Source organism: Blautia sp. AM23-13AC (assembly GCF_003435675.1).
Classification (GTDB): Bacteria; Bacillota; Clostridia; order Lachnospirales; family Lachnospiraceae; genus Fusicatenibacter; species Fusicatenibacter saccharivorans.
In genome coordinates this window covers 1-22,553 of record NZ_QTUL01000022.1, presented here as the reverse complement: position 1 = coordinate 22,553, position 22,553 = coordinate 1, and the positions used below count along the sequence as shown (strand labels likewise).

Annotated in this window: 21 protein-coding genes; 5 read left to right on the top strand and 16 right to left on the bottom strand. The window is 47.3% G+C overall.

Translation table 11 applies throughout. The features are described from left to right. Positions 1-276, top strand: a 276-nt coding sequence (locus tag DW642_RS16080) for a hypothetical protein (RefSeq protein WP_207660214.1), incomplete at its 5' end; no start/stop codon positions are given. A gap of 89 nt (positions 277-365) precedes the next feature. Here the strand turns inward: DW642_RS16080 and DW642_RS15450 are convergent. The 5 genes from DW642_RS15450 to thrH all read right to left on the bottom strand — a co-directional run bounded on the left by DW642_RS15450 (position 366) and on the right by thrH (position 5,654). Next, positions 366-1,235, bottom strand: a complete 870-nt coding sequence (locus DW642_RS15450) for an aldo/keto reductase (RefSeq protein WP_117510981.1) — start codon at positions 1,233-1,235, stop codon at positions 366-368. Positions 1,236-1,307: 72 nt separating this feature from the next. Beyond that, a complete protein-coding gene (locus DW642_RS15445; protein ID WP_330410169.1) occupies positions 1,308-2,150 on the bottom strand; it encodes an aldo/keto reductase in 843 nt (280 codons plus the stop codon). Between the two features lie 229 nt (positions 2,151-2,379). Beyond that, positions 2,380-3,966: an AAA family ATPase gene (locus DW642_RS15440; protein ID WP_117510976.1), complete on the bottom strand. Its 1,587-nt coding sequence runs from the start codon at positions 3,964-3,966 to the stop codon at positions 2,380-2,382. Positions 3,967-4,134: 168 nt separating this feature from the next. Then, complete coding sequence (locus DW642_RS15435) at positions 4,135-4,977, bottom strand: alpha/beta hydrolase (protein WP_055221185.1); 843 nt, start codon at positions 4,975-4,977, stop codon at positions 4,135-4,137. Between the two features lie 68 nt (positions 4,978-5,045). Continuing rightward, positions 5,046-5,654, bottom strand: coding sequence for a bifunctional phosphoserine phosphatase/homoserine phosphotransferase ThrH (thrH, locus tag DW642_RS15430; RefSeq protein WP_117510974.1), 609 nt, complete (start codon positions 5,652-5,654; stop codon positions 5,046-5,048). Between the two features lie 389 nt (positions 5,655-6,043). Between thrH and DW642_RS15425 the strand changes: the two genes are divergently transcribed. Both DW642_RS15425 and DW642_RS15420 read left to right on the top strand, forming a co-directional pair. Continuing rightward, positions 6,044-6,784, top strand: coding sequence for a hypothetical protein (locus DW642_RS15425; RefSeq protein ID WP_022462533.1), 741 nt, complete (start codon positions 6,044-6,046; stop codon positions 6,782-6,784). Between the two features lie 282 nt (positions 6,785-7,066). After that, positions 7,067-7,795 carry a hypothetical protein gene (locus tag DW642_RS15420; protein WP_022462534.1) on the top strand — a complete coding sequence of 243 codons (729 nt, stop codon included), beginning with the start codon at positions 7,067-7,069 and terminating at the stop codon, positions 7,793-7,795. Between the two features lie 76 nt (positions 7,796-7,871). Here the strand turns inward: DW642_RS15420 and DW642_RS15415 are convergent, their stop codons facing one another. The 11 genes from DW642_RS15415 to DW642_RS15365 form a co-directional block, all read right to left on the bottom strand. Next, entirely contained in the window at positions 7,872-9,056 is a 1,185-nt protein-coding gene (locus tag DW642_RS15415) for a MalY/PatB family protein (protein ID WP_117510972.1), read from the bottom strand. Further along, positions 9,037-10,215 (bottom strand): trans-sulfuration enzyme family protein, encoded by a 1,179-nt coding sequence (locus tag DW642_RS15410; RefSeq protein ID WP_117510969.1) that lies wholly within the window; start codon positions 10,213-10,215, stop codon positions 9,037-9,039. The genes DW642_RS15415 and DW642_RS15410 overlap by 20 nt, the downstream gene beginning before the upstream one ends. A 200-nt stretch (positions 10,216-10,415) precedes the next feature. After that, positions 10,416-11,177, bottom strand: coding sequence for an endonuclease/exonuclease/phosphatase family protein (locus DW642_RS15405; RefSeq protein WP_022462537.1), 762 nt, complete (start codon positions 11,175-11,177; stop codon positions 10,416-10,418). A 34-nt stretch (positions 11,178-11,211) separates the two neighbouring features. Beyond that, on the bottom strand, positions 11,212-11,790 hold the full coding sequence (locus tag DW642_RS15400) for a hypothetical protein (protein ID WP_147326136.1): 579 nt from the start codon (positions 11,788-11,790) through the stop codon (positions 11,212-11,214). A 174-nt stretch (positions 11,791-11,964) separates the two neighbouring features. Then, entirely contained in the window at positions 11,965-13,707 is a 1,743-nt protein-coding gene (gene ilvD, locus DW642_RS15395) for a dihydroxy-acid dehydratase (RefSeq protein ID WP_117510966.1), read from the bottom strand. Between the two features lie 137 nt (positions 13,708-13,844). Continuing rightward, positions 13,845-14,738, bottom strand: coding sequence for an ABC transporter permease (locus DW642_RS15390; protein ID WP_117510964.1), 894 nt, complete (start codon positions 14,736-14,738; stop codon positions 13,845-13,847). Then, on the bottom strand, positions 14,735-15,742 hold the full coding sequence (locus DW642_RS15385; protein ID WP_117510962.1) for an ABC transporter permease: 1,008 nt from the start codon (positions 15,740-15,742) through the stop codon (positions 14,735-14,737). The genes DW642_RS15390 and DW642_RS15385 overlap by 4 nt, the downstream gene beginning before the upstream one ends. Then, positions 15,739-16,644: an ATP-binding cassette domain-containing protein gene (locus DW642_RS15380; RefSeq protein ID WP_117510960.1), complete on the bottom strand. Its 906-nt coding sequence runs from the start codon at positions 16,642-16,644 to the stop codon at positions 15,739-15,741. The genes DW642_RS15385 and DW642_RS15380 overlap by 4 nt, the downstream gene beginning before the upstream one ends. Beyond that, entirely contained in the window at positions 16,634-17,650 is a 1,017-nt protein-coding gene (locus tag DW642_RS15375) for an ABC transporter ATP-binding protein (RefSeq protein WP_117510955.1), read from the bottom strand. Before DW642_RS15375 ends, DW642_RS15380 begins: the two co-directional genes overlap by 11 nt. A gap of 65 nt (positions 17,651-17,715) precedes the next feature. Then, positions 17,716-19,317, bottom strand: coding sequence for an ABC transporter substrate-binding protein (locus tag DW642_RS15370; protein ID WP_199596447.1), 1,602 nt, complete (start codon positions 19,315-19,317; stop codon positions 17,716-17,718). 219 nt (positions 19,318-19,536) lie between these two features. Beyond that, the gene (locus DW642_RS15365) at positions 19,537-20,010 is read right to left on the bottom strand and encodes a hypothetical protein (protein ID WP_117510953.1); all 474 of its coding nucleotides are present in this window, start codon (positions 20,008-20,010) and stop codon (positions 19,537-19,539) included. A 226-nt stretch (positions 20,011-20,236) separates the two neighbouring features. On the opposite strand from DW642_RS15365, the gene DW642_RS15360 reads away from it, so the two are divergent. Together DW642_RS15360 and DW642_RS15355 are read left to right on the top strand one after the other, a co-directional pair. Then, complete coding sequence (locus tag DW642_RS15360; protein ID WP_117510951.1) at positions 20,237-20,455, top strand: FeoA family protein; 219 nt, start codon at positions 20,237-20,239, stop codon at positions 20,453-20,455. A gap of 52 nt (positions 20,456-20,507) precedes the next feature. Next, the gene (locus DW642_RS15355) at positions 20,508-22,451 is read left to right on the top strand and encodes a bifunctional diguanylate cyclase/phosphodiesterase (protein ID WP_117510949.1); all 1,944 of its coding nucleotides are present in this window, start codon (positions 20,508-20,510) and stop codon (positions 22,449-22,451) included. Positions 22,452-22,553: the final 102 nt, after the last annotated feature.

Sequence of the window (22,553 nt, the reverse complement as noted above, 5' to 3'; positions counted from 1 at the left end):
TTGACTTTTTATTTGCAGGCTAAAGTAACGAGAATGCGACGCGCCGTTTTCAAAAGACACCTACAAAACCCTCTTCGACTGGATCGACCAGAACCATTTTTCGACGGGCCAGTATTCCTACAAAGAAGCAGTGATCGACGAACTGGCAACGGCGTCTGTGAAAGAATATGTGACGAAGATATCGGTACAGGTGTTTCGTACGTGAAACGTTTTTTATCAAGAAAAAAAAGCCAGAAGCAAACGATACACAGCGTTTCTGGCCTTTCTTATTTTTGACTTTTATTTCTGACCCAAAGGGTCCAGGAACGCAACGTCTGCCTGTGCGGAAACGATCTTACCGCAGTCGGAAAACGAACCGCCCTGTTTTATTCGTGGATTTTTCTGGTATTACACATTTTAACAAATTCCGGATCAAAATGTTTTACCGCAGTTCCCTGATAGCCGAGATCCAGTGAGCTGATTCTCTGCATTTCCTCTTCGGTCAGTGTAAAATCCCAGATCTGAAAATTCTCTTCGATTCTCGTCTTGTGAACCGATTTCGGAATGACCACAACGCCGCGCTGTACATTCCAGCGTAGAACAACCTGTCCTACCGTCTTTCCATGTGCAGCCGCGATTTCTTTTACCATTTCATTGTCAAACGGATTGTGACGGCCTCCGCCGAGCGGTGCCCATGCCTCCGGCACGACCTGGTACTCTTCCATAACTTTTAACGCAGGCTCCTGTGTGAAATACGGATGCATTTCTATCTGGTTGACCATCGGACGGATCGCTACGGTCTCGCAGAAGTTTGTCAGCACATGAGGATAAAAATTGGAAACACCAATGGCTCTTAACTTTCCTTCTTTGTATGCATCCTCCATAGCACGCCATGCACTGAAATAATCTTTCATTGCCTGGTGCAGCAGATAAAGATCAAGATATTCCACGCCCAGCGTCTCAATTGAATGATCAATCGCTTTCTTTGCCATTTTATAATTCTGCATATCCTGTACCCACATCTTGGATGTGATGAACAGTTCTTCACGGGTGCAGATTCCTTCTGCAATCGCCTCACGGACGGCTTCCCCAACGGCATCTTCATTTGTATAAGAAGCCGCCGTGTCGATCAGACGATAGCCCGCCCGGATGGCATTTAATACAGATTCTTTGCACTCTTCTTTATCTCTTACCTGAAAAACCCCAAAACCCTCCATCGGCATTTTTATACCATTTGTCAATACTTTATATTCCATTTTTGTTTCCCTTTCTTATCAAATAAATGCAGTAAACACATGTTCTTCCATCTTTGGCAGGCCGTATTTATTTTATTTCTGGCTGTCCAAATCGATCTTCATATTCACATATGCTGCCAGTTTTTCCTCATCCGGGTAATAGTAACGCACGTTTTTATTCAGGCCTTCCATTTTCTTCATCTCTTCGTCGGTCAGTTCGAAACCGAAGATATCGAGGTTTGCCTTGATGTGCTCCGGATTCGTAGAACCCGGGATGACGATATTTCCAACCTGGGTGTGCCATCTTAAGATCACCTGCGCGGTGCTCTTTTCATATTTTTCCGCAAGTTCTTTGACAATCGGCTCCTCAAGCAGTGCATGATCACCGTGTCCCAACGGATACCATGCCATCACACGGCAGCCGCACGGAGCAAGTGCGGAAATAGTCTCCTCATCGCGGTAATACGGATGCGCTTCCATCTGGATCACATGCGGTTTGATTTCGCACTCTTCCAGCAGTTTTTTCAACTTTTCACCCTGGAAATTGGAAATACCGATAGCTTTGATTTTGCCCTCTTTGTACGCTTTTTCCAGTTTGCGGTAGCCTGCCATGAAGTCGCCTGCCGGCTGATGGATAAACATCAGATCGATGTAGTCGGTTCCAAGCAGTTCCAGGCTCTTTTCTACCGTTCCCTCTGTCAGATACTGGCTCGCCCATATTTTGGTCGAGATGAAAATGTCCTCTCTTGCCACCCCGGATCTTTTAACTCCGCGCCCAACTGCACGCTCGTTCATATAAGCCTGTGCAGTATCAATCATGCGGTATCCGCATGCTAATGCGTCCACAACCGCCTGCTCTGCCTGATCCGGTGTCATCATAAAAGTTCCGATTCCCACTGCCGGGATCTGCACCTGATTGCTTAATGTAAAATTCATCATCATAACCTCCCTGTTTTATTTTGATGTGTGATATTTTGTTATTTCCCTGTCTTTGTAGCTTTAGTTTATCACCCGGGAGTTGCTACCGATCAAGGACTTTTTTGAAAAAAATTTCTAAAATCTAATCGTTCATTCCTGTTTCGGATCGACTCAAATGTTTGCAAAAACGTCATACCATGAATCCCTCATCCATAGTATGACGTTTTTCTTCTCTGCATTTTGTTTTCTATTTTTTTATCTTTTCAATCCTGCATTCATGTTCTTTCGTCCTTTTATTATAGTTGATCCCCACAAGAAGAAGATCTCCTGTGTATTCCAGAATAGAATCCGGATATTTTTTGTCCCGGATCTGTTCCATAGCTGTATCTGTGCTTTTGTTCCACTTAAGTTCTACCAGCAGCGCCGGATAACTTGTTTTGTATTCCGGTTTCGGAAGATAAACAAAATCTGCAAAACCGCGCCCAGCCGGCAGCTCTCTTATCGGTTTGAAATAATACTGCATAGAGCTTAAATATGCTATCGTAAGCACGCTGCTCAGGGAATTTTCATCATTATATTGGATCACCGAACTGTACTCCTGATGAATTCTCTCTACGCCATCCGCTACCGCTTTTTCATCCATATCCAGGGTTGCATCCAGCAGATCTGTGGATTCCTTCTGAAAAGTAATCATTTCATTCCATTTGTTGCGTTTCACCGCATTGTTTAGTTCATGTCTGATTTCCTCATTCGGAATAAAAACCTGCTGCCTGTCCTGATCGTAAGCCAGATATCCGAGATGGATCAAATACGTCAGTATATCATCCCGGTTGGCAAAGCTTACAGTATCATTCTGGAAAGACGTCACATCCACATCCACGGCGGCCCCCGACATCATTTCTATGATAGCTGCCCTCAGTCCGTCGAAATTCATGTTAATCAGTGGCACGATTGCTTCATAGCTGCCGGTATTGGACCAGTAGCTTTTATATTTTCCGTTCAGCATCAGGCTGACAACGGCTTTGGGATTATATACCTGATACCCTTCCAGAGAATATCCATCATACCATGATTTCACCTGTTCATAGTTCTGTCCGTACCGGTCGCATAAATCATGCACTTCCGCTTCTGTAAAGCCAACATACGGTGCCATTCTTCCTGCATCCAGCATGGTGAATTCTTCGAAATTGTTGAGGGCGGACTGTGTCTTTAATTTCTTGATCGGCAGAATTCCTGTCAGATACGCCAGTGCAATATATTTTGACGGTTCCGATCCTTTGAACATGCCTCTTAAAAAATCAATATATTCTTCCTGCACTTTATGGTTCTGCGCTTCATCTCGGATCAGTACATCCCATTCATCGATGATGACAACAAATTTGTTTCCCGCAGCAGCCTTAATATAGGACATCGCCCCATAAACCGTCTTCACAGTATCCGGAATCAGTTCTCCGTATTTTTCCTTCAGTTCCTGCAGAATTCCGTTATTGATATATTCCACAACGCAATCCGCATTTCCGGCATCCATCATGCACCACTGGACATCAAAATGAATCACATCATACTGGTTCAGATGTTTTTCAAAGGACTCCGCCTTATGAATCGCATAGTCCGCAAACAGTTCTCTGGAATCACTGCCTTTGCTGTAATATGCCGACAGCATCTCCGCTGTGATTGACTTTCCGAAACGCCTCGGACGGCTGCTGCAGATAAATTTTGATGTAGTACTGATCACTCTGTTGGTATATTCCAGAAGCGGTGTTTTATCTACATAGATTTCTGAATGAATGACTTCCGAAAATGCTTCATTTCCCGGATTTAAAAATCTTCCCATGGCGGCCTCCTTCCTGTTCACATTGTGATCTTTCCTGTATTCATTATACACGGAAAGAACTCCGATGGGTAGACTTTATCCTGCAAAAAATGCTGCACCACAGATTCTCCCAAACAATCAAAAAACAGAGCGAAAATCTCCTGGACTTTCACTCTGCTTTTGCTTCTTTTACAGTTTTGCGCGGAAGAACGCACAGATTTCGTCCCACACTTCCTTCTGGAAGAAACGAAGATCTGCGTGGTCGGCATCCTCGATCGAAAGCAGTGTGACGTCACATCCCGCTTTTTCCAGTTCGTCGTGCAGTTCCTCTCCCTGTCCGAACGGAACAGTATGGTCATCCTCTCCGTGAATAATCAGAAACGGCGGTGCGGCTTTTGTCACGAAGCTGACCGGACAGCATGCGAGTGCTTCTTCCGGATGGCGCATCACGTTTTTGCCCATCAGAAGGGATTCCGGAGATGCCGCACACTGCTCCGGATCACTGTACGGGAATCCGCGGAAATCGGTCGGCGGGTACCACGGGCAGGCGGCCTGTACGGCACTGGAATATTCCAGATTTTCTCCCACATCATAAACGGGATCTGTCGCAAGCGCTGCCATGCAGGTCAGATAACCGCCCGCAGACTCTCCCATCACACCGATGCGGTCCGGATCAATGTTGAAGCGATCGGCATGTGCACGCAGATAACGAATTCCTGCTTTCACATCCTGCAGCGGCGCCGGAAATTTTGCCTCATTGCTTGTGCGGTATTCTACCGATGCAACAACGAATCCCTGCTGTGCCAGTACGGACAGATAGGCAAGATGTGCCGAGCGGTCCATCTGGATCCAGGCCCCTCCGCAAATCCATACCACACACGGATATTTTCTGGTGTTATCCCGCGGGTAAATCAAATCCAGCTTCAAATCCTGCACCGTGTTTCCAAACCAGGCATCCGCCTGTGCAAATGTAATTCCTGTTGTGACGCAGAATTGTGGTTTTTCTGCTTCTACCTGAATTCTTCTTCTCATGTAATAAAACCCCCATATTTCTGTTTTCCTGACCGTTCGTCGCAGCCTCCGGAAATCACCTTTTTTGTTTACTTCTCCTCCATTGCCTTTTTGATCGCACCAAGCAGCTCCTCATACGTCTCATACGCCGGAATCTGCGGATAGTCGGCTTTAATTTTGTCGGTCGAGCGGAACAGAAATCCTGCTTTGCTTGCCTGAATCATGCCAAGGTCATTGTAGGAATCACCGCTTGCGATCGTCTCAAATCCGATGGACTGCAGTGCTTTTACGGTAGTGAGCTTCGACTGCTCGACTCTCATCTTAAAACCTGTGATCTCTCCGTTGTCTGCTACTTCCAGAGAGTTGCAGAACAGCGTCGGATAGCCCAGTTTTTTCATCAGCGGTGCGGCAAACTCCGTAAAGGTGTCGCTGATCAGGATCACCTGGGAGAAGGTGCGCAGCTCGTCGAGGAACTCTCTTGCGCCCGGCAGCGGGTCGATCTTTTCAATCGTAGCCTGAATTTCTTTCAGTCCAAGGCCGTGCTCTTTTAAGATTCCAAGTCTCCATCTCATCAGTTTATCGTAATCCGGCTCGTCGCGTGTCGTTTTTTTGAGCTCCGGGATTCCGCTTGCCTCCGCAAACGCGATCCAGATCTCCGGTACCAGTACTCCTTCTACATCCAGGCATGTAATATACATTGTTATGATCCCCTTTCCTGCGCTACCCGCCTTGTTTGCCGACGGGGTTTTGTTTTTTTTCACAGCATCACTTTACCACACTATATCATAGAATCCATATCACTGCAAATTAAAATCACGTTTTATTTTTTTATACGTATATATCTCTCTAAAATTACATTCTTTTTACAAAATCGTTGTTTTTTACAAATTCATATATTTATTTATATGTTTTTTGACTATTGATTTATTTTTCATATATTTATATAATAATTACAAGCATTTTTATTAATTTTCTATTTTATCATCCATATTAACGAACGAATTTACTTTTCAGATAGTGCACTAATCTAAGGATAAATAAAAAACTAAAACCATCCAACAATACTTATGAAAGGAGACCACTCATCATGAAAAAATTAAAAACATGTCTTGCATTTTTTATTTGTTGTATTCTGTCCTTAAATATGGTAATTTGCAATGTAAAGGCAGATAATAATGTTGTTCTATCTAACAAAGCATATCTATTAAAAACCGGAATGCCACAAAAGGAAATAGAAAAGCTGGATGATGACGTCATGCAGTTCATTGTGGATGACTTAAAAAGTGGAGGTAAACATTTTGAATATATTAATTCAAATATCGAAAATCAAATATCGATACTCAGTAGCGAAACTTTAACCGGTATTTCCTTTACTGCATCAGCTTTTAAAAATGCATCAACCATTTATATCTATCCAACATACGAGTTTACTTCTAATAAACAACCTCGCGGAAAAGACAGTTTTTCTTTTCAATTAGGCGCTGCTATGAGACCGTATGAATATGGTGGAAAATTATGGTACAAAGATAATACTATGAACGATTGGAAAGTCGGTGGAACTCTTACTGCAAATAATCAGCAATTATCTGGTGCTGAATTTTCAGGGAGTCAACTAGGAACACCCGACTATGCCATGAAGCTTAAAGGTGTTACATACTGTCACGCTACTGCAGGTAATAGCAGTGATAAAAGAATTGTAATGGGATACTTATATAATCCCCAGAAAACCGGCTACAGTATCTCTTTTTCCTACAACGGTGGTGGAATTAGCTACTCTCCATCAGGAACAGCCTATACTGCATATAAAACAATGAACCTAAGTTATTAAACTTTCATTCACCACATACAAGTACATTTAATTTCTAATTACTCTTTCAAAGTAACAATTTGCCTATCCAGAAGCACAAATTTCTCTGATAGGCAAATTGTGTTTAAGGTATTTTCAAGTAATTTAAGTAAAATCATGAGCAAGTCGCCATTACTCGTAGAAAAACGGGCAGATTATGAATGTTTTAGGAATTGCAGGAACAAAAAGTACAGAACAACCATTCAAAAAAACTTTTAAATCCGGCATCAACTGAATAAAGCCATAAATAAGAGGTAACTCATTATGAAAAAAATCAAATTTTTATTTTTCACCCTGTTATTCTGTTTTTCTGTTCCAGTCAAAGCAGACACTGCATTCGAAAATGACGATACGGTATTGTGCTCTTTTTTAAAAGAAAACGTACCAGAAAATGCTTCGCCAATAGAATCCAGTTTAGAAAACGAGTATCGAAAAACTTCTTCCAAACCTATCGATTTCTATTTTTTTAAACGATCTGAAAAGACAAAAAGTTTCCAAGATCTGTATGCCGCAAATGTACTCACCTATCAGGAAAAATCAGATCGTTCTTTGTTATATCAGACAGTTTTCGATTTTCAAAATATAACCCAGGTAAGAACTGCGAAAGAAGACTTTATCCGTCTGGAGACAGATCCACTGATGTATCTTTTTGAATTAGAAAAAGCAGAATTGTGGACTCGGAACAGCACGGAAGAACCCTGGACGCTGGAACGGAAAATCACAACGCCTGGAAACCCAGATTTTTATCTTCCTTATAGCCAGTTTTCTTCTGATAAAAAATATTTTCGAATTCTGGCATCTTTTTCCTGGAGCCCGAGCCCTGCTGAGGAAAGCGAAGTTTCTTCGCCAGAATATCATTGCATTTATACCTCTGTGTATCCGGTATATCAGATTCCGGTGAAAGTACTCGTTTTGATATGCGGAGGCGCAGCTTTCTTCTTTCTCTACCGGAGACACAAAAAAAATCATATCTCCCAAAAAGATGTTCCGTAAGCTGCGCCTTTTCAACATGTTTTCGTCACTGTTCAGAGCCAACTTCCAAAATGCTACGCATCTCATCGGTGTGGCTTTATCTGCTTTTCATTGCATCCCGAATCCGCTCCAGTGCCTCGGTCAGGGTTGCGCGCGGGCAGGCAATGTTGATCCGCTGGAAACCGCGTCCGCAGTCTCCGAAGATTTTGCCACTGTCAAGCCACAGCTTCGCCTTGTTGATAATCAGGTCTTCCAGTTCATCAACGGATAGCCCCGTCTCGCGAAAATCGAGCCATACGAGATATGTTCCCTCCAGGTCGATCATCTTCACGCCCGGAAGCTGCTCCTCCACATACTGCTTTGTAAATTCTGCATTTGCCTTCACATAGGAAAGCATTGCCTCATACCACTCCTCGCCCTTGTTATATGCCGTCTCGCATGCCACCAGCCCCATCACGCCAAGCTGGCTCGTTCCGGCTGCGTCAAGCTGTTTCCGGAATTTTGCACGGAGTTCCGGGTTGGCGATAAAGATATTCGACATCATCATACTTGCCAGATTGAACGTCTTGCTCGGTGCCGTGCAGGTGATCGTGATATCCTCGTATTCTTTTTTGATTGCGGCAAACACCTGATGCTCGCCTTTGAAGATGAAATCTCCGTGGATCTCATCACTTACAACCGTCACGCCATACTTTATGCAGAGATCTCCGATTGCCGTCAGCTCCTCTTTCGTCCAGACTCTTCCGACCGGGTTGTGCGGATTGCAGAGGAAAAAGAGCTTCACGTTTTCAGCTTTCAGCTTCTCCTCGAAATCCGCCACATCCATGTGATAGCGGTTATCATCGCCGAGCACCAGCGTGCTGCTGACAACTCTTCTGCCGTTATCCGCAATGACTTCCGAAAATGGATAGTAAACCGGTGACTGGATCAGCACGGCATCCCCAGGCGCGGTGTAAGCTTTGACTGCCATCGCAAGTGCAAACACAACGCCTGGCGTTTTGATCAGCCATTCTTCTTTCGGCTCCCAGTTGTGATGGCGTTTCATCCACCCCGCAACTGCCTCAAAATATGGAGTCTGCGCATCGCTGTAGCCGTAAATGCCCATTTTTACACGCTCCACCAGCGCATCCTCGATGTAGGAGGATGTCTCAAAGTCCATGTCCGCCACCCACAGCGGCAGCACGTCAGCTGGCATACCGCGTTTTACTGCGAAGTCATATTTTAAACAGTCTGTATTTTTTCGGTTGATGATTCTGTCAAAATCAAGATTTCTTTCCGTCATTTTTCTCTTCCTCAATTTCTGCAAAAACCTTCTCAAGCTCGCCGATCAGGTCCTCGATATTTTCAATTCCGACGGAGAAGCGAAGGGTGCTCTCCGTAATTCCGTTCCGCTCACGGATTTCCTTCGGCACATCGGCATGTGTCTGCGTCGTCGGATACGTAACGAGTGTCTCCACGCCGCCGAGGCTCTCTGCGAAACGGATCATTCTTACCTTCTCCAGAATGGCAAGGGCAAACTCTTTGCTCTCGAGCTGGATTGTCAGCATAGCACCGAAGCCTCTTGCCTGTTTTTTCATAATCTCATGGCCCGGGTGATCCGGCAGTCCCGGATAGATCACTCTTGTGACTGCTTTCTGCTTCTGCAGCCATGCAGCGATCTGCTCTGCATTCTCCTGGGAACGCTCCATGCGGATGCCTAAAGTTTTCATGCCGCGCAGCACCAGCCAGCAGTCAAACGGAGCAAGACCTGCACCTGTTGTCTTAATCAGGAAACGCAGTTTTTCCTGAATGTCTTCACGGTTTGTCACGATAAAGCCTGCCAGCGTATCATTGTGGCCGCTTAAGTATTTCGTGCCGCTGTGGATGACAACATCCGCGCCGAGATCGAGCGGGTTCTGGAAGTACGGAGACATGAAGGTGTTGTCCACGATCAGAATCAGGTTGTGGCGTTTTGCAATATCCGCCATCTTTCGGATGTCGGTTACGTTCATCATCGGGTTCGTCGGGGTCTCGATGTAGATGGCTTTTGTATTTTCTTTCACATAGCTTTCCACGTCATCACGGCAGCAGTCGATGCCGGAAAATTCGACGCCGTTTTTCTCGTTCACATGGTGGAACAGACGAATGCTTCCGCCGTACAAATCGGAATCCGCAATGATGTGGTCTCCCGGGCGGAACAGCTCCATCAGAAGTGAGATCGCTGCCATGCCGGAGCTTAATGCAAACGCATCAATTCCGTTTTCCAGCACAGCCACCATCTTCTCCAGATGCTCTCTGGTCGGGTTCTGCAGTCTGCTGTAATCAAATCCGGTGCTCTGTCCTACGCCCGGATGCGCATACGTTGCGGTCTGATAAATCGGGTAGCTGAGTGCGCCGTAGTGGCTACACTGTCCCTCGTCCTCTTCTAAATGGATACATTTTGTGTCAATTCCTCTTGCCATATGAATAATCTCCTGTTATTTCGTAATTTTTCTTTCTATACTAATCTGATAGGTTTTGTAACGTAACCTATCATAACAGAAAATGCGGCGTTTGTATATTCCCTTTTTTCTTTGACTTGTTATAAGTTTTTCCTATAACTATCGTAAAAAAACGCCGCCAGAAGATTTTTCTCCCGGCGGCCGCCTCTTGCATCCATATTTTAAATAAGTTCCGCACAGATCGGATAATGATCAGAAAGGCACACACCGTCCTTCTGCTCCGTCCATTTTTCCACCTTTTTCAGTTCCCAGTCCCCTTTGAGAATGATGTAGTCAATCGAGCACTGCGGATCGTTCGGATCATCGCGATGATAGTTGTGGAAGGTAATGCCGATTCCTTCCGTCGCATTCACAAGACCGGCAGTTTCCCTCAGCGGTTTCATCTCTTCGCTGTCCGGCTCGGCATTGAAGTCGCCGCTAAGAATCACCGGCACATCGGCAAATGCTTTCTCTGCTCTCAGATGTGCGAGAATCTGCTCCAGGCCAAGCTTTCTCGCCCCGGCGCACTCGTGATCCAGATGGGTGTTGATGACGCGGAACACTTTTCCGGTCTCCATATCCTCAAATACCACATCCGTCGCAGTACGCGGGCACATACTCTGTACCGGATAGCGGGATCCCGGCACGTACGGTGTCGGTGACAGCCAGAAGGTTTCCAGGCTCACACTCTGAAAACGTTCTTTCCGATAGGCAATGATCATTGCCTCACCGGTCAGATCCTTTTCTCTTCCACATCCGGCAATGTAATATTCTGTCAGATTTTCCTTCAGCCAGGCAGCCACATGCGGCAGTACCTCCTGAAAACCGATGATATCCGGCTTTTCCTGTCTGATTTTTTCCAGAATCAGCGGTCTGCGGTAGATAAAATTATTGGCTCCATCCTGGCCAAAATCACAGCGAATATTAAATGTTACAAATTTCATGGTAAAACCCTCCTTTTATTTGTTTTCCTAACCCTTATTTTTGCTGGAAAGCGCTGTGCTTTCTCTTCTTTTTCTTCGTATTCACACGGCGCAGACACGCATAGCGCAGCTTCAGCCGCATTTTCCAGCTGCAGCCCGGTACCGGCTCCATCAGCTTTTCCAGAAAATGGTTCAGCGTACGTTCCTCATAAGGAGACAGCAGAATCTCACCGTAGATATGTTTCTCGATCAGATGGCAGACACGCGTATATTCGCCTGGCTCGATCGCCGGAAATCTGCGGGCGAGTTCTGCATCGGTTGCTGCTGTTTTCCAGCCAAGACCGGCATCTATGCCCCACAGACAAAGATACTGGTAAATTCTTGCTTCCGTTCTCCGGATCCGCCTGCCCGGCCGCTCCTTCTGCTGTTTCTTTGCCGCCGGTCCAAGGCAGATGATCCGCGCCGCCTCCGCCGCAATCACAAGCAGCGTCAGCAGAATCAGAAGCACGCCAAGCAGCCCGAGAAGAAACAGCGAAACACTGCGCAGTACCGGAAGAACGGCTTCGCCTGCCTTGCTCTTTCGGTTTTCCACACCGGTAATCTGCTCCGCCGACAGCGAATTGTTCTCCAGCACCACATTCTTCTGTACAGAATCTGGACTTCCGACCATTTTCTGAAGAGATGCAACATTATACAGGAACCGTTTGTTTTTTAGGTATTTTCTTTCACTTGTTTTTCTGTTGCTCCTTCCTCCATTTTTTGCTCTGCCTTAAATTCTAAAGACCATCCCAGAAAAACGCAAGTATTTTTAGTACTCCAGATACGCCCCTTTCATCGGGCTTGCTGCGTGGAGGCTGAAAAGACGGAGTACGCCTTTTTTGTATTTCGGCTCGCGCGGTTTCCAGTTTTGGCGGCGTTCTTTTAAGATCGCATCGATTTCTTCCATGGACTTGCGCTCACCGGCGATTCCGATGATGTTAAGTTTTCGTTCCTTCACATCAATCTCAATCAAATCCCCTTCCTCGACGAGTGCGATCGGGCCGCCGTCTACAGCTTCGGGACTGCAGTGGCCGATAACCGGGCCGGTGGAGGCGCCGGAAAAACGGCCGTCGGTGATAAGCGCGATGCTCTTTCCAAGCTCTTTGTCGCTGCTGATTGCCTCGGAAGTATAGAACATCTCCGGCATACCGCTGCCTTTCGGGCCTTCGTAGCGGATGAAGACGGCGTCGCCTTTCTGAACCTTATGTTTCAGCACGGCATCGAGGCACTCCTCCTCGCTGTCGAACGGTCGGGCACGGAGGACGGCGTGGAACATTTCTTTTGGGCAGGCCGTGTGCTTGATGACGGCTCCCTCCGGCGCAAGGTTTCCGCGCAGAACAGCGATGCTGCCGTCCGTTCCGATCGCCTTGTCATACGGGCGGATAATATCTTCTTTTGTAATTGAAGTTCCATACCGCTCATTAAATTTTGCGAGCCATCCGCTGCACTTCTCATAAAATCCATTTTCACGAAGCTCCGCCAGATTTTCACCCAGTGTCTTTCCGGTCACTGTCATCACATCGAGATGCAGATGATCTTTGATTTCTTCCATAATCGCCGGAACGCCGCCCGCATAATAGAAGCACTCTGCCGGCCATCTTCCTGCCGGGCGGACATCGAGCAGATACCGCGCGTTGCGGTGCAGACGATCGAATGTGTCGCCGGTGATCTCGATGCCGAACTCATGCGCAATGGCCGGGATGTGCAGCAGGCAGTTTGTGCTTCCCGAAATTGCCGCGTGGACAAGAATCGCATTCTCAAAACTCTCTTTCGTCACAAGATCGCTTGGCCGCATATGCTCCATCTGTGCCAGTTTTACCGCCTGGCGGCCTGCCTCCCGTGCATATGCCAGAAGATCCGGGCTTGTCGCCGGCATCAGAGCGCTTCCAGGCAGGGCGAGGCCGAGTGCCTCCGCCATGATCTGCATCGTGGATGCCGTTCCGATAAACGAACAGGCACCGCAGCTCGGGCAGGCATTGCATTTCGCCCAGTCGAGCTTCTCCTCGTCGATCTCACTGCGCTCAAATTTTGCGCTGTACATGCCAAGCTGCTCCAGTGTCAGCATCTCCGGTCCCGCATTCATCGTTCCGCCCGGCACAACAACCGCCGGAATATTGACACGCGCAAGGCCGATCAGATTGCCCGGCATACCCTTGTCGCAGCTCGACAGATAGACGCCGCCGTCAAACGGTGTCGCATTCGCGTGGATCTCGATCATATTGGCGATCATCTCGCGGCTCGCAAGACTGTAGTTGATGCCGTCCGTTCCCTGGCTCTCGCCGTCACAGATGTCGGTGCAGAAATACCGCGCCCCGAAGCCCCCCGCTTCCGCAACGCCTTTCCGCACTTCCTCGACCAGCAGATTCAAGTGGCCGCTTCCCGGGTGGCTGTCCCCGTACGTACTCTCCACCATAATCTGCGGTTTTTCAAGATCCTCTTTTTTCCATCCTGTTCCAATCCGGAGCGGATCCATCTCCGGTGCAAGTTTCCGCATTTCCTGACTCTTCAGCATTTCCTTCTCCTCCCGCTGTTTTTAGGTATTAAAATACTCTTTCTGCTTTTCACTATAGCAATCCCTGTATTTGATTGCAAGACAAAAAAGCTGCAGTCTGCAGGGATTCCCCACAGACCGCAGCCTCTCTGAACAGCTCACAGATTTCTCTGTTTTCTGTTTGCCTGCTTTCGCAGATAATTTCCAATGCTTGTAAAACTAAGCAGCGTCACAATCAGAAAAACACCCGGGATCAGAATGATCCACCATGCCTTTGTCATCAGCGCTTTTTCCGAAAGTGACAGCATGCTGCCCCAGGAAATCACCTCCAGCGGAAGACCGATTCCCATAAAACTCAGTGTGGATTCTGCTACAATCGCACTTCGGATGTTCATAACCACCATAAACATAATAGACGAAAAAAAGTTCGGTGCCAGATGGTGCCATAAAATATAGAAAAAACTGCCTCCCATACAGCGCGACGCAATCACGTATTCACTGTTCCGGATCTGCCGTACTTCGGTCCGCACAACCTTTGTAATGCTTGTCCAGCTTGTCATTCCGATCACGGCAGAAATCGTAATCACATTGGATTTTCCCGCAGCGGCCAGAAGAAAAATGACAAGAAGAAGATTCGGCACCGACAAAAAGATCTCGGTCAGCCGCATCAGAAGTGCGTCCAGCCACGCCGGTGCACATCCGCTGACTGCGCCGAAGAGAACGGCAATCACAGTGGAAATCAGCGTAGAAAGCAGACCGATCGCCAGCGATATTCTGCCGCCGTACCAGATCATCGAGAAAATATCTCTTCCCATCGTATCGGTTCCAAACAGAAATTCCCGGCACGGCATGACGGAACAGTTTTTCAGATCCATATATGAGGGATCCTTCGTCATGATCTGCCGACAGAAAAGGCAGCCCAGCACAAGAAGACCCAGAAAAAGCCCTGCTGCCACCGGCCGGTCCTGATACCATTTTTTCTTTTTTTCTGCTTCTGTTTTTTCTGCAGGCCTCTCTCCTGCAAATTGAAATAATTGTGTTTTTTCTGTCACAGCATCATTACCTCCGATGTTTCTGCCGCTTCTTTCTCCCGCATCCGCGGATCAATTCTCTCGTTGATGATCTGTGCCGCCATATTGCACAGAATCACAACGATTCCGGACATCAGGCAAAGCAGCATCAGAAGATTGTAATCTTTGTACCGTGCGCTCTCATACGCCAGCGTTCCGATACCGGGATACGAGAAAACCGTTTCTACAATATAGGTTCCCCCCAGCACATGCGGAACAGAAATGGCCATGATGCCAAGATACGACGGAATCGTATTCCGCAGGCAATGCCGGAACAGAACCGTCTTTCGTTTCAGCCCCTTGGCTCTTGCCAGAAGCACATACTCTTCCCGCACTTCATCCAGAATTTTATTGCGGATCATGTATGCGTAATACCACAAATGACTCAGCACTACGACCGTCATCGGCAGGATCAGATGACAGACACGGTCAGAAAAATCTGCCTGTTTTCCAACAGAGTAGGCACCGGAACTCGGCAGCCATTTGAGCTGCATGGAAAAAACAAGAATCAGAAGCAGCGACAGCCAGAATTCCGGAATACATCCCGTGATGGTTCCCACCTTACAGATGATGCGGTCCAGCCATGTATCTTCCTTCCATGCACAGAGAATTCCAAGAAGCAGCGCGAGGGTGAAAATCAGCAGAAACCCAATGCCGCCAAGCACCAGCGTATTTCCAATTCTTCCCTCGATCACGCGCGTTACATCCATTTTATATTTGTACGAAATTCCGAAATTCCCATGCAGCGCATTGCCTGCCCAGCGGATATACTGTACGGAAATGGGATCCTTCAATCCCAATTTTTCTTCGGCCCACGCTCTTTCTTCGGGCGTCATTTTTTCCACGCGGTCTCCGTAATATGATACCAGCGAATCTCCCGGCGCAAGCCTTGAAATATAAAATACGAGCACAGACAGCAGCAGAACACTTGCCAGAAATGCCGCTGCTTTTTTTCCATAGTAAAGCACTCTGTTCCGGCTTTTCATCCTGCATCGCCTCCCTCCATCAGCACAAAATGATCTTTTTCCACTTCCCGCAGTGTTCCCGTCCGGGGAAATTCTGTATTGGAAAAATCCGGTACAGCTCGCGCTCTTTCCCTTCGCGGATCCGGAATCGGAATGGCCGCGATCAGTGCTTTCGTATACGGATGCAGCGGATTTTCAAACACGGCTCGCGCCGGACCGGTTTCCACCAGCTTTCCATGATACATCACACCTACTCTGTCACACAGAAATTCGACCATATCCAGATCATGCGCAATAAACAGGAACGAAAAACCGTGCTCCTTCTGCAGATGACGGAACAGATTCACAATCTGCGCCTGGATCGACGCGTCCAGCGATGCAATCGGCTCATCTGCTACCAGAAGCTCCGGCTCCATCGTCAGAGCCCGTGCAATCGCAACGCGCTGCCGCTGTCCGCCGGACAATTCACCCGGATACTTTTTCAGATATTCCGGATCCAGACCTACATACTTCATCTGAAACTTTGCTTCCTCCTGATAGCTTCCGCGCAGCGGCCGGATTCTCTGCACTCGCATCGGCTCCTCAATGATATCGCAGACCTTCATTCTCTGATTCAGACTGGAACCGGAATCCTGAAAAATCATCTGGCGCGTTGTCTGCAGCATTTTTTTATTTTTCCGAAACTGCCCTCTGTCACAGGTATCCACATTTTTATAATAAATATGCCCGGCATACGGCTTGTAAACATTCATTACACAGCGTGCCACCGTGGATTTTCCGGAACCGGATTCTCCTACAAGACCAAAAATTTCTCCTTTTCGAATTTGAAACGACACATCATCGACCGCTTTTACCGCTGTTTTTCCGGACAACGGAAAAATATGAGTCAGATGACACACATCCAGTAAAATTTTATCTTTCATTTCCGTTTTCTCCTATCGGCGGAACAACCTTCGGTGCTCTCGCATCCAGCAGCCACGTTGCCGCATAATGGCTGTCTGTGATCCGGAACATCGGCGGCTCCTCCTCAAAATCAATTTCCAGCGCATAGTCATTGCGGCTGGCAAAAGCATCTCCCTTTGGGGGATGGAGAAGAGACGGCGGCATTCCCGGTATGACCGGCAGGCTTTCCTTCCCCCTCGAAAATGACGGGATCGAACGCAGAAGTCCCCACGTATACGGATGGCGGGGATCATAAAAAATCTCATCCACGGTCCCGATCTCTACGATTTTTCCTGCGTACATGACCGCTACCCGGTCTGCAATCCGTGCCACGACGCCGAGGTCATGTGTGACAAAAACGGTTGCCGTTCCGAGTTTTTTCTGGATTTCCCGCAACAGATCCAGAATTTGTGCCTGAATCGTCACATCCAGCGCCGTTGTCGGTTCATCCGCAAACAAAATTTCCGGATTTCCCGCCAGTGCAATCGCCAGTACGATTCTCTGCCGCATTCCGCCGGAAAAATGGTACGGATATGCTTTTTTCCGCTCCTTCGCCTGCTCAATCCCCACCAGCTGCATCAGTTCTGTCACTCTTTGTTCCACTGCTTCTTTTCCCATGCCTTTTTGATGCACCCGTACTGCCTCTGCAATCTGCGCTCCGACGGTCATCGTCGGGTTCAGGGACGTCATCGGGTTCTGAAACACCATCGAAAACAGCTTTCCCCGCAGCTCCCGCATTCTGCGCTCCCCGCAGCCTGCAAGATCTTCGCCATTGACCAAGATCTTTCCGTTTTTGATCTTCGCATTCTCCGGCAGCAGCTTCATAATGCTTTTACAAAGTACACTTTTTCCGCAGCCTGACTCGCCAACCACAGCAAGCACCTCTCCCGCCTGCAAGGAAAAGCTGACATCCCGAACTGCCTGCACTTCCCCTTCATCGGTAAAAAAGCTGACCGAAAGATGCTCCACCTTTAATCGTTCTTCCATTCTGTTTTTCTCCTGTACGGACAAAAAGGGGGTAAACATACCCCCTTCGTCTGCTTTTTCTTTATTTATTCTGTCATTGTCCAGTCCTGAATATTCCAGAAAATACCAACGCCGTGATGGCCAAGTACGGTATCCTCAGAAATTCCCTGAATGCCGGAGTCCGCTACATAATTTGCATCAATATAACAGATGAATGCATAGGCCGGATCTTCTGCCAGTTCTTCCTGGAATTTTCCGTAATATTCTTTCCGCACTTCCGGATCGTCACTCTGGCGGGCAAGAGACAGATACTCATCTACTTTTTCATTGGAATAGCTCGAATAATTCGCCCCTTTGTCCGTGCCGAAAACCTTATATGTATGATCGTCCGCATCGAACGGGCTTCCCCAGCCGATCAGACAGGCCATCTGTCCGCCCCAGTCCATCTGTGCCGGAATTTCTACGGTACAGTTGATTCCGGTTTCCCGGAGCTGCTGTGCTGCTGCCTGGGCAATATCAATGCGGTCCTGCTCACCGGACATCACGCTGATGACAAAACCGATTTCTTCGCCGTCCCGCTCATAGAAACCATCGCTGTTTCTGGTGCATCCGGCCGCTTCCAGAATTTCCTGTGCTTTTTCCGGATTGTAATCATAATGTTCTACATTTTCGTTATTATAAATGTTACGCTGCAGAGGACTGTATGCCGGCATTCCCTCGCCAAGAAGTACAGAATCAATGATCGCCTGACGGTCAATAGAATAGCATACCGCCGGAATGATGTCTCTGTTTTTCGTCCAGTAATCATTTGCAAAGTTAAATAAAATTCCGCGGTAATCTGCCGTTGTCATATCGTAGCAGGTAAAACCGTCTTTTTCTTTGAAATTCTGTGCATTTTTCGGGTCAAGCAGCGCCAGATCCAGTTCGCCGGATTCCAGCTGCATTGCCTGTGCATTATCATCCGGTACAATTTTGAAAATGACCTTGTCAATCTTTGGTGCACCGAGGTAATAATTTTCATTTTTTGTCAGAACGATCGACTGGCCTTCATCCCAGCTTTCCAGCTTGTACGGACCTGTTCCGACCGGTGCTCGGAAGAAATCCGACTCCTGCATATTTTCACCTTCCAGCAGGTGCTTCGGCAGGATGGCCATCGTCATGTATTCCAGGAAAGCCACGTTCGGCTCGGAAAGGCGGAAGGAAACGGTGCTGTCATCTATAACTGTAATCTCTTCTACATCCTCATAATTTGGTGCATTTTCAGATCCGTTTTCCGGATCCATGATCGCTTCGATGGTGAATTTCACATCGTCCGCCGTAAATTTTTCTCCATCATGCCATTGGATGCCGTCCCGGATATGAAAGGTGTAGGTGCAGGTTTCTGCATCGTACTCCCATTTTTCTGCCAGACCCGGAACAATGTTGTCATCCGCATCGTGTGCGGTCAGTCCGTTGAACAGCAGTAGATTAATTTCACCGTGCTCATCCATCGCCGGATTAATCCTGGTATAATCAGCAGAACCGTAAACCAGGGTCGTCTCTTCCTCCCCTGTCTGGCCGGAAGAAGCTTCCGTCTCTGTTTTCGACAAATCTGTACTGTTGCTGTTTTTCCCGCTGTCCTGACCGCATGCCGCAAGGGATGCTGCAAGAGACACCATCAGCATCAAAGATAATATTTTCTTTTTCATCCTTTTCCTCCCATTTTCAGACCGTTTTTACCCGGACTGACCGCTTTTTTGCTTTGTACTCCCATGATCTGCGCGCCTGATCCATGTACTGTTCGTTCATTATATTTGATATTTCAGGCTCTCACAAGCCGGGTGGGGGGATATTTTTTTCTTTTCTTGTAAAGTTAATCGTCTCATGCAGAGGGAGTTGCCCGTTTCTTTTTTGTTATCCTATTTTCTTTACCCTATCACATCCGTAACCGCATTCACCGCTTTCGCCACAAAGCTGATCGTCTTTTCATTGAACACTTCCCCGTCTTTTGAGATCGAAACGTGTGCGAGTCCGATCTCATCTTTCTCGCTCGCTTCGGTGCTGCCCATGAGGGTTGTCCATTTGATATGGACATCGTCGGCAGTGATGGCGTGGTCGCATATTACGATGTACTGTGCTTCATCGAACAGCGGCGAATTGGATTCCGCATAGACGATGATGTCGTTGTTTTTTTCCTGATAGACGCGCACGGTATAATTTACCAGGTCTTTTTCATCCGTAATATAGTCCTTGTTCGGCGATACGGTTTCTTCGCAGATCAGGCTTGCATCTTTTGGAATGGTATTCTTCTCTTTCGTTTTGGTCATCCCGATCATCAGCATACAGTTGCAGAGCGCTGCGATCAGAACTGCAAGCAGCAGGATTTTTATTCTATGTTTCATTGTTTTCTCTTCCTTTTCCCATGTCATAGTTTGTCACTGATGTTTCATTTCCATTATACATGATTCCCCCAAAATAAGAAACGTTAAAATACGTCCGTCCCCATAAAAGCTTTTTTGAAAAAATTTCTCAAAGAAAAAGTTTTCCATTTTGTTCCAAATATGTTATGCTATACTATCCGTTAGGCAGTTCTAACTTGATGCACTCTCGCAATAAAGGAGGTCCTGCATGCCTTTAAATTTAACCGTTTTCAATCAGTTTTACGCCATCAATAAAATCTGCGGCCAGGAAAAGCAGCGTCATTATCTGGAGTCGCTTGGGTTTGTTCCCGGGGCCAGGATTTCGATTCTGTCGGAGCTTCACGGTTATTATCTCGTCATGGTGAAGGGCAGTAAAATCGGGCTGGATAAGAGTCTGGCCAAGAAAATTATTGTGTATGCCAGCTGAACCGATGGCAGGGTTCACTTTTTGCATACGCATTTAGAAAGTATGGAGTATTATGGAAAAGAACAAAAAAATCATCAAACTGTGCTATCTGCAGATCGCATTCTATGTCGTCTTTCTGACATCGCTGCTTCTGCATTTCAAGCGTGGGCTGGATCATCGCGCCTTTGCGCTTCTGATTATCCTTACGCTGCTCGGCTGCGCCTCTGCACTGACGCTTACCGATTATCTGAAAAGCCTGATCCGCCGCTCCGGCTTTGATGTCGCCGGCGTGCACGATAAAAAGTCGCTGGAAGAAAAGCTCCTCCAGCTTCAGAACGCAGACGATACACTCGATGTCAGCGTGATGATGTTTGATATGAACAATTTAAAGATGATCAACGACACGTACGGCCACGAAGAAGGCGACGTCTTTATCCAGACCTTCGCCTCCTATCTGACCCGCATTCTGACCGAGGACAGCTTTCTGGCGCGGTTCGGCGGTGATGAATTTGTCATTGTGCAGAATCATGCAACCTGGAACCAGCTGGAGCAGATGAATCTTCAGCTGCAGACGATGATCGACACCTACAACCAGACGGCGGATCACCCGCTGAGCTATGCCGTCGGATATGAGCTGAGCTGCAAAAATCATTATTATCTGATCATGGATCTGCTGCAAATGGCGGACGAAAAAATGTACCAGGACAAGCGGTATAAAAAACAGCTCCAGAAAAACGGACCTCTCGCCGCCCGCCGCAGTATGCTTGCTGAGAGCATTTCCACGGATTCTTTAAAAGAAAAAATTTTTACGCTTCTCAATAACAGAAGCGAAGAAAAGCAGTACGCCTTTCTGATGACGGATGTCGACAATTTTCATCTGATCAACGATTACTGGGGTTATGAGATGGGTACGAACATTCTGAATTTCATCCTGAAAAAGCTGGAACTCTTTCCGCAGACACTCTTTGTGAACCGCTATCACTCCGATATCTTTGTCGGCATTATCGATATCACCGGGCAGGATCCGGCCGTGGTGCGGGAAAAGATTTCCGCCTATCACAAGCAGGCGATCCGCGAAGTGCTGGAATCGTACCCGCTGAATTACATGACGCTGAACACTGGCGTCTATTATCTGAATGACACGGACACACCAGCGGAGGAAGTCATCTCTCATGCCAACATTGCGCGGCGGCGTGCGAAGGAAACTTCCACCTGCGTCTTCGAATACAACGCCGAGCTTTCCAGCACGGAACAGAAGCGCGCGGAGACCATTCATTCCTTCCAGAATGCCCTTGCGAAAAAAGAATTTCAGATTTATTTCCAGCCGAAAATCAGCGGAAAAATGCAGGAAATTGCAAGCGCCGAGGTGCTGGTACGCTGGCTGCGCGAGGACGGCACGCTCTGGTTCCCGGACAGCTTCCTGCCGATTCTGGAGGAGACCGGAGAGATTGAGTCGCTCGACTATTATGTGTATAATGCTGCTTTCCAGTGGCTCGCTGACCGCCGGGAAAACGGACTTCCGCTGCTGCCGCTCTCGCTGAATGTGTCGCCGGTTCATTTCCGCAAGATCGATACGTTCACACAGCGGATCACACAGCTGCTCGATCATTATCAGATTCCTTCGAAGTACCTGGTTTTTGAGATCACAGAGACAACGTACATTCATAACATTGATGCCGTCAACCAGATGATCCGCTTTTTCCACGACCGGAATATCCGCATTTCCATGGACGATTTTGGGTCTGGATATTCGTCCTTAAATTCGCTGAAGGATATTCTGTTTGATGAAGTTAAAATTGACAAACATTTCCTCTCGGCGGGCCTCTCCGAAAAAGGAAAAATTGTACTGGAAGAGATGTTCCATCTTTTAAAACGCACAGACAAATGGATTGTCTGCGAGGGTGTGGAGACGAAAGAGATGGTAGATTTTCTGATCGCCGAAGGATGCGACGAGCTGCAGGGATTCTATTATTATAAACCGATGGAACAGAAAAAATTTGAAGAGCTGATCGCTTGACAAAGTCCGAATTCTATACTATGGTTATCTTACCCGGTAGTTACTACCGAGTGAACCTCACATGACTAAAGTCACGTGCTTCCGGCCGCTTTAGGCGGCAGA

What these genes read in the sequence shown, in the direction of transcription:
- DW642_RS15450 (WP_117510981.1), bottom strand. Translation starts at nt 1,235, where the DNA reads ATGGAATATAAAGTATTGACAAATGGTATAAAAATGCCGATGGAGGGT.
- DW642_RS15445 (WP_330410169.1), bottom strand. Translation starts at nt 2,150, where the DNA reads ATGAATTTTACATTAAGCAATCAGGTGCAGATCCCGGCAGTGGGAATC.
- DW642_RS15440 (WP_117510976.1), bottom strand. Translation starts at nt 3,966, where the DNA reads ATGGGAAGATTTTTAAATCCGGGAAATGAAGCATTTTCGGAAGTCATT.
- DW642_RS15435 (WP_055221185.1), bottom strand. Translation starts at nt 4,977, where the DNA reads ATGAGAAGAAGAATTCAGGTAGAAGCAGAAAAACCACAATTCTGCGTC.
- thrH (WP_117510974.1), bottom strand. Translation starts at nt 5,654, where the DNA reads ATGTATATTACATGCCTGGATGTAGAAGGAGTACTGGTACCGGAGATC.
- DW642_RS15425 (WP_022462533.1), top strand. Translation starts at nt 6,044, where the DNA reads ATGAAAAAATTAAAAACATGTCTTGCATTTTTTATTTGTTGTATTCTG.
- DW642_RS15420 (WP_022462534.1), top strand. Translation starts at nt 7,067, where the DNA reads ATGAAAAAAATCAAATTTTTATTTTTCACCCTGTTATTCTGTTTTTCT.
- DW642_RS15415 (WP_117510972.1), bottom strand. Translation starts at nt 9,056, where the DNA reads ATGACGGAAAGAAATCTTGATTTTGACAGAATCATCAACCGAAAAAAT.
- DW642_RS15410 (WP_117510969.1), bottom strand. Translation starts at nt 10,215, where the DNA reads ATGGCAAGAGGAATTGACACAAAATGTATCCATTTAGAAGAGGACGAG.
- DW642_RS15405 (WP_022462537.1), bottom strand. Translation starts at nt 11,177, where the DNA reads ATGAAATTTGTAACATTTAATATTCGCTGTGATTTTGGCCAGGATGGA.
- ilvD (WP_117510966.1), bottom strand. Translation starts at nt 13,707, where the DNA reads ATGCTGAAGAGTCAGGAAATGCGGAAACTTGCACCGGAGATGGATCCG.
- DW642_RS15385 (WP_117510962.1), bottom strand. Translation starts at nt 15,742, where the DNA reads ATGAAAAGCCGGAACAGAGTGCTTTACTATGGAAAAAAAGCAGCGGCA.
- DW642_RS15380 (WP_117510960.1), bottom strand. Translation starts at nt 16,644, where the DNA reads ATGAAAGATAAAATTTTACTGGATGTGTGTCATCTGACTCATATTTTT.
- DW642_RS15375 (WP_117510955.1), bottom strand. Translation starts at nt 17,650, where the DNA reads ATGGAAGAACGATTAAAGGTGGAGCATCTTTCGGTCAGCTTTTTTACC.
- DW642_RS15370 (WP_199596447.1), bottom strand. Translation starts at nt 19,317, where the DNA reads ATGAAAAAGAAAATATTATCTTTGATGCTGATGGTGTCTCTTGCAGCA.
- DW642_RS15365 (WP_117510953.1), bottom strand. Translation starts at nt 20,010, where the DNA reads ATGAAACATAGAATAAAAATCCTGCTGCTTGCAGTTCTGATCGCAGCG.
- DW642_RS15360 (WP_117510951.1), top strand. Translation starts at nt 20,237, where the DNA reads ATGCCTTTAAATTTAACCGTTTTCAATCAGTTTTACGCCATCAATAAA.
- DW642_RS15355 (WP_117510949.1), top strand. Translation starts at nt 20,508, where the DNA reads ATGGAAAAGAACAAAAAAATCATCAAACTGTGCTATCTGCAGATCGCA.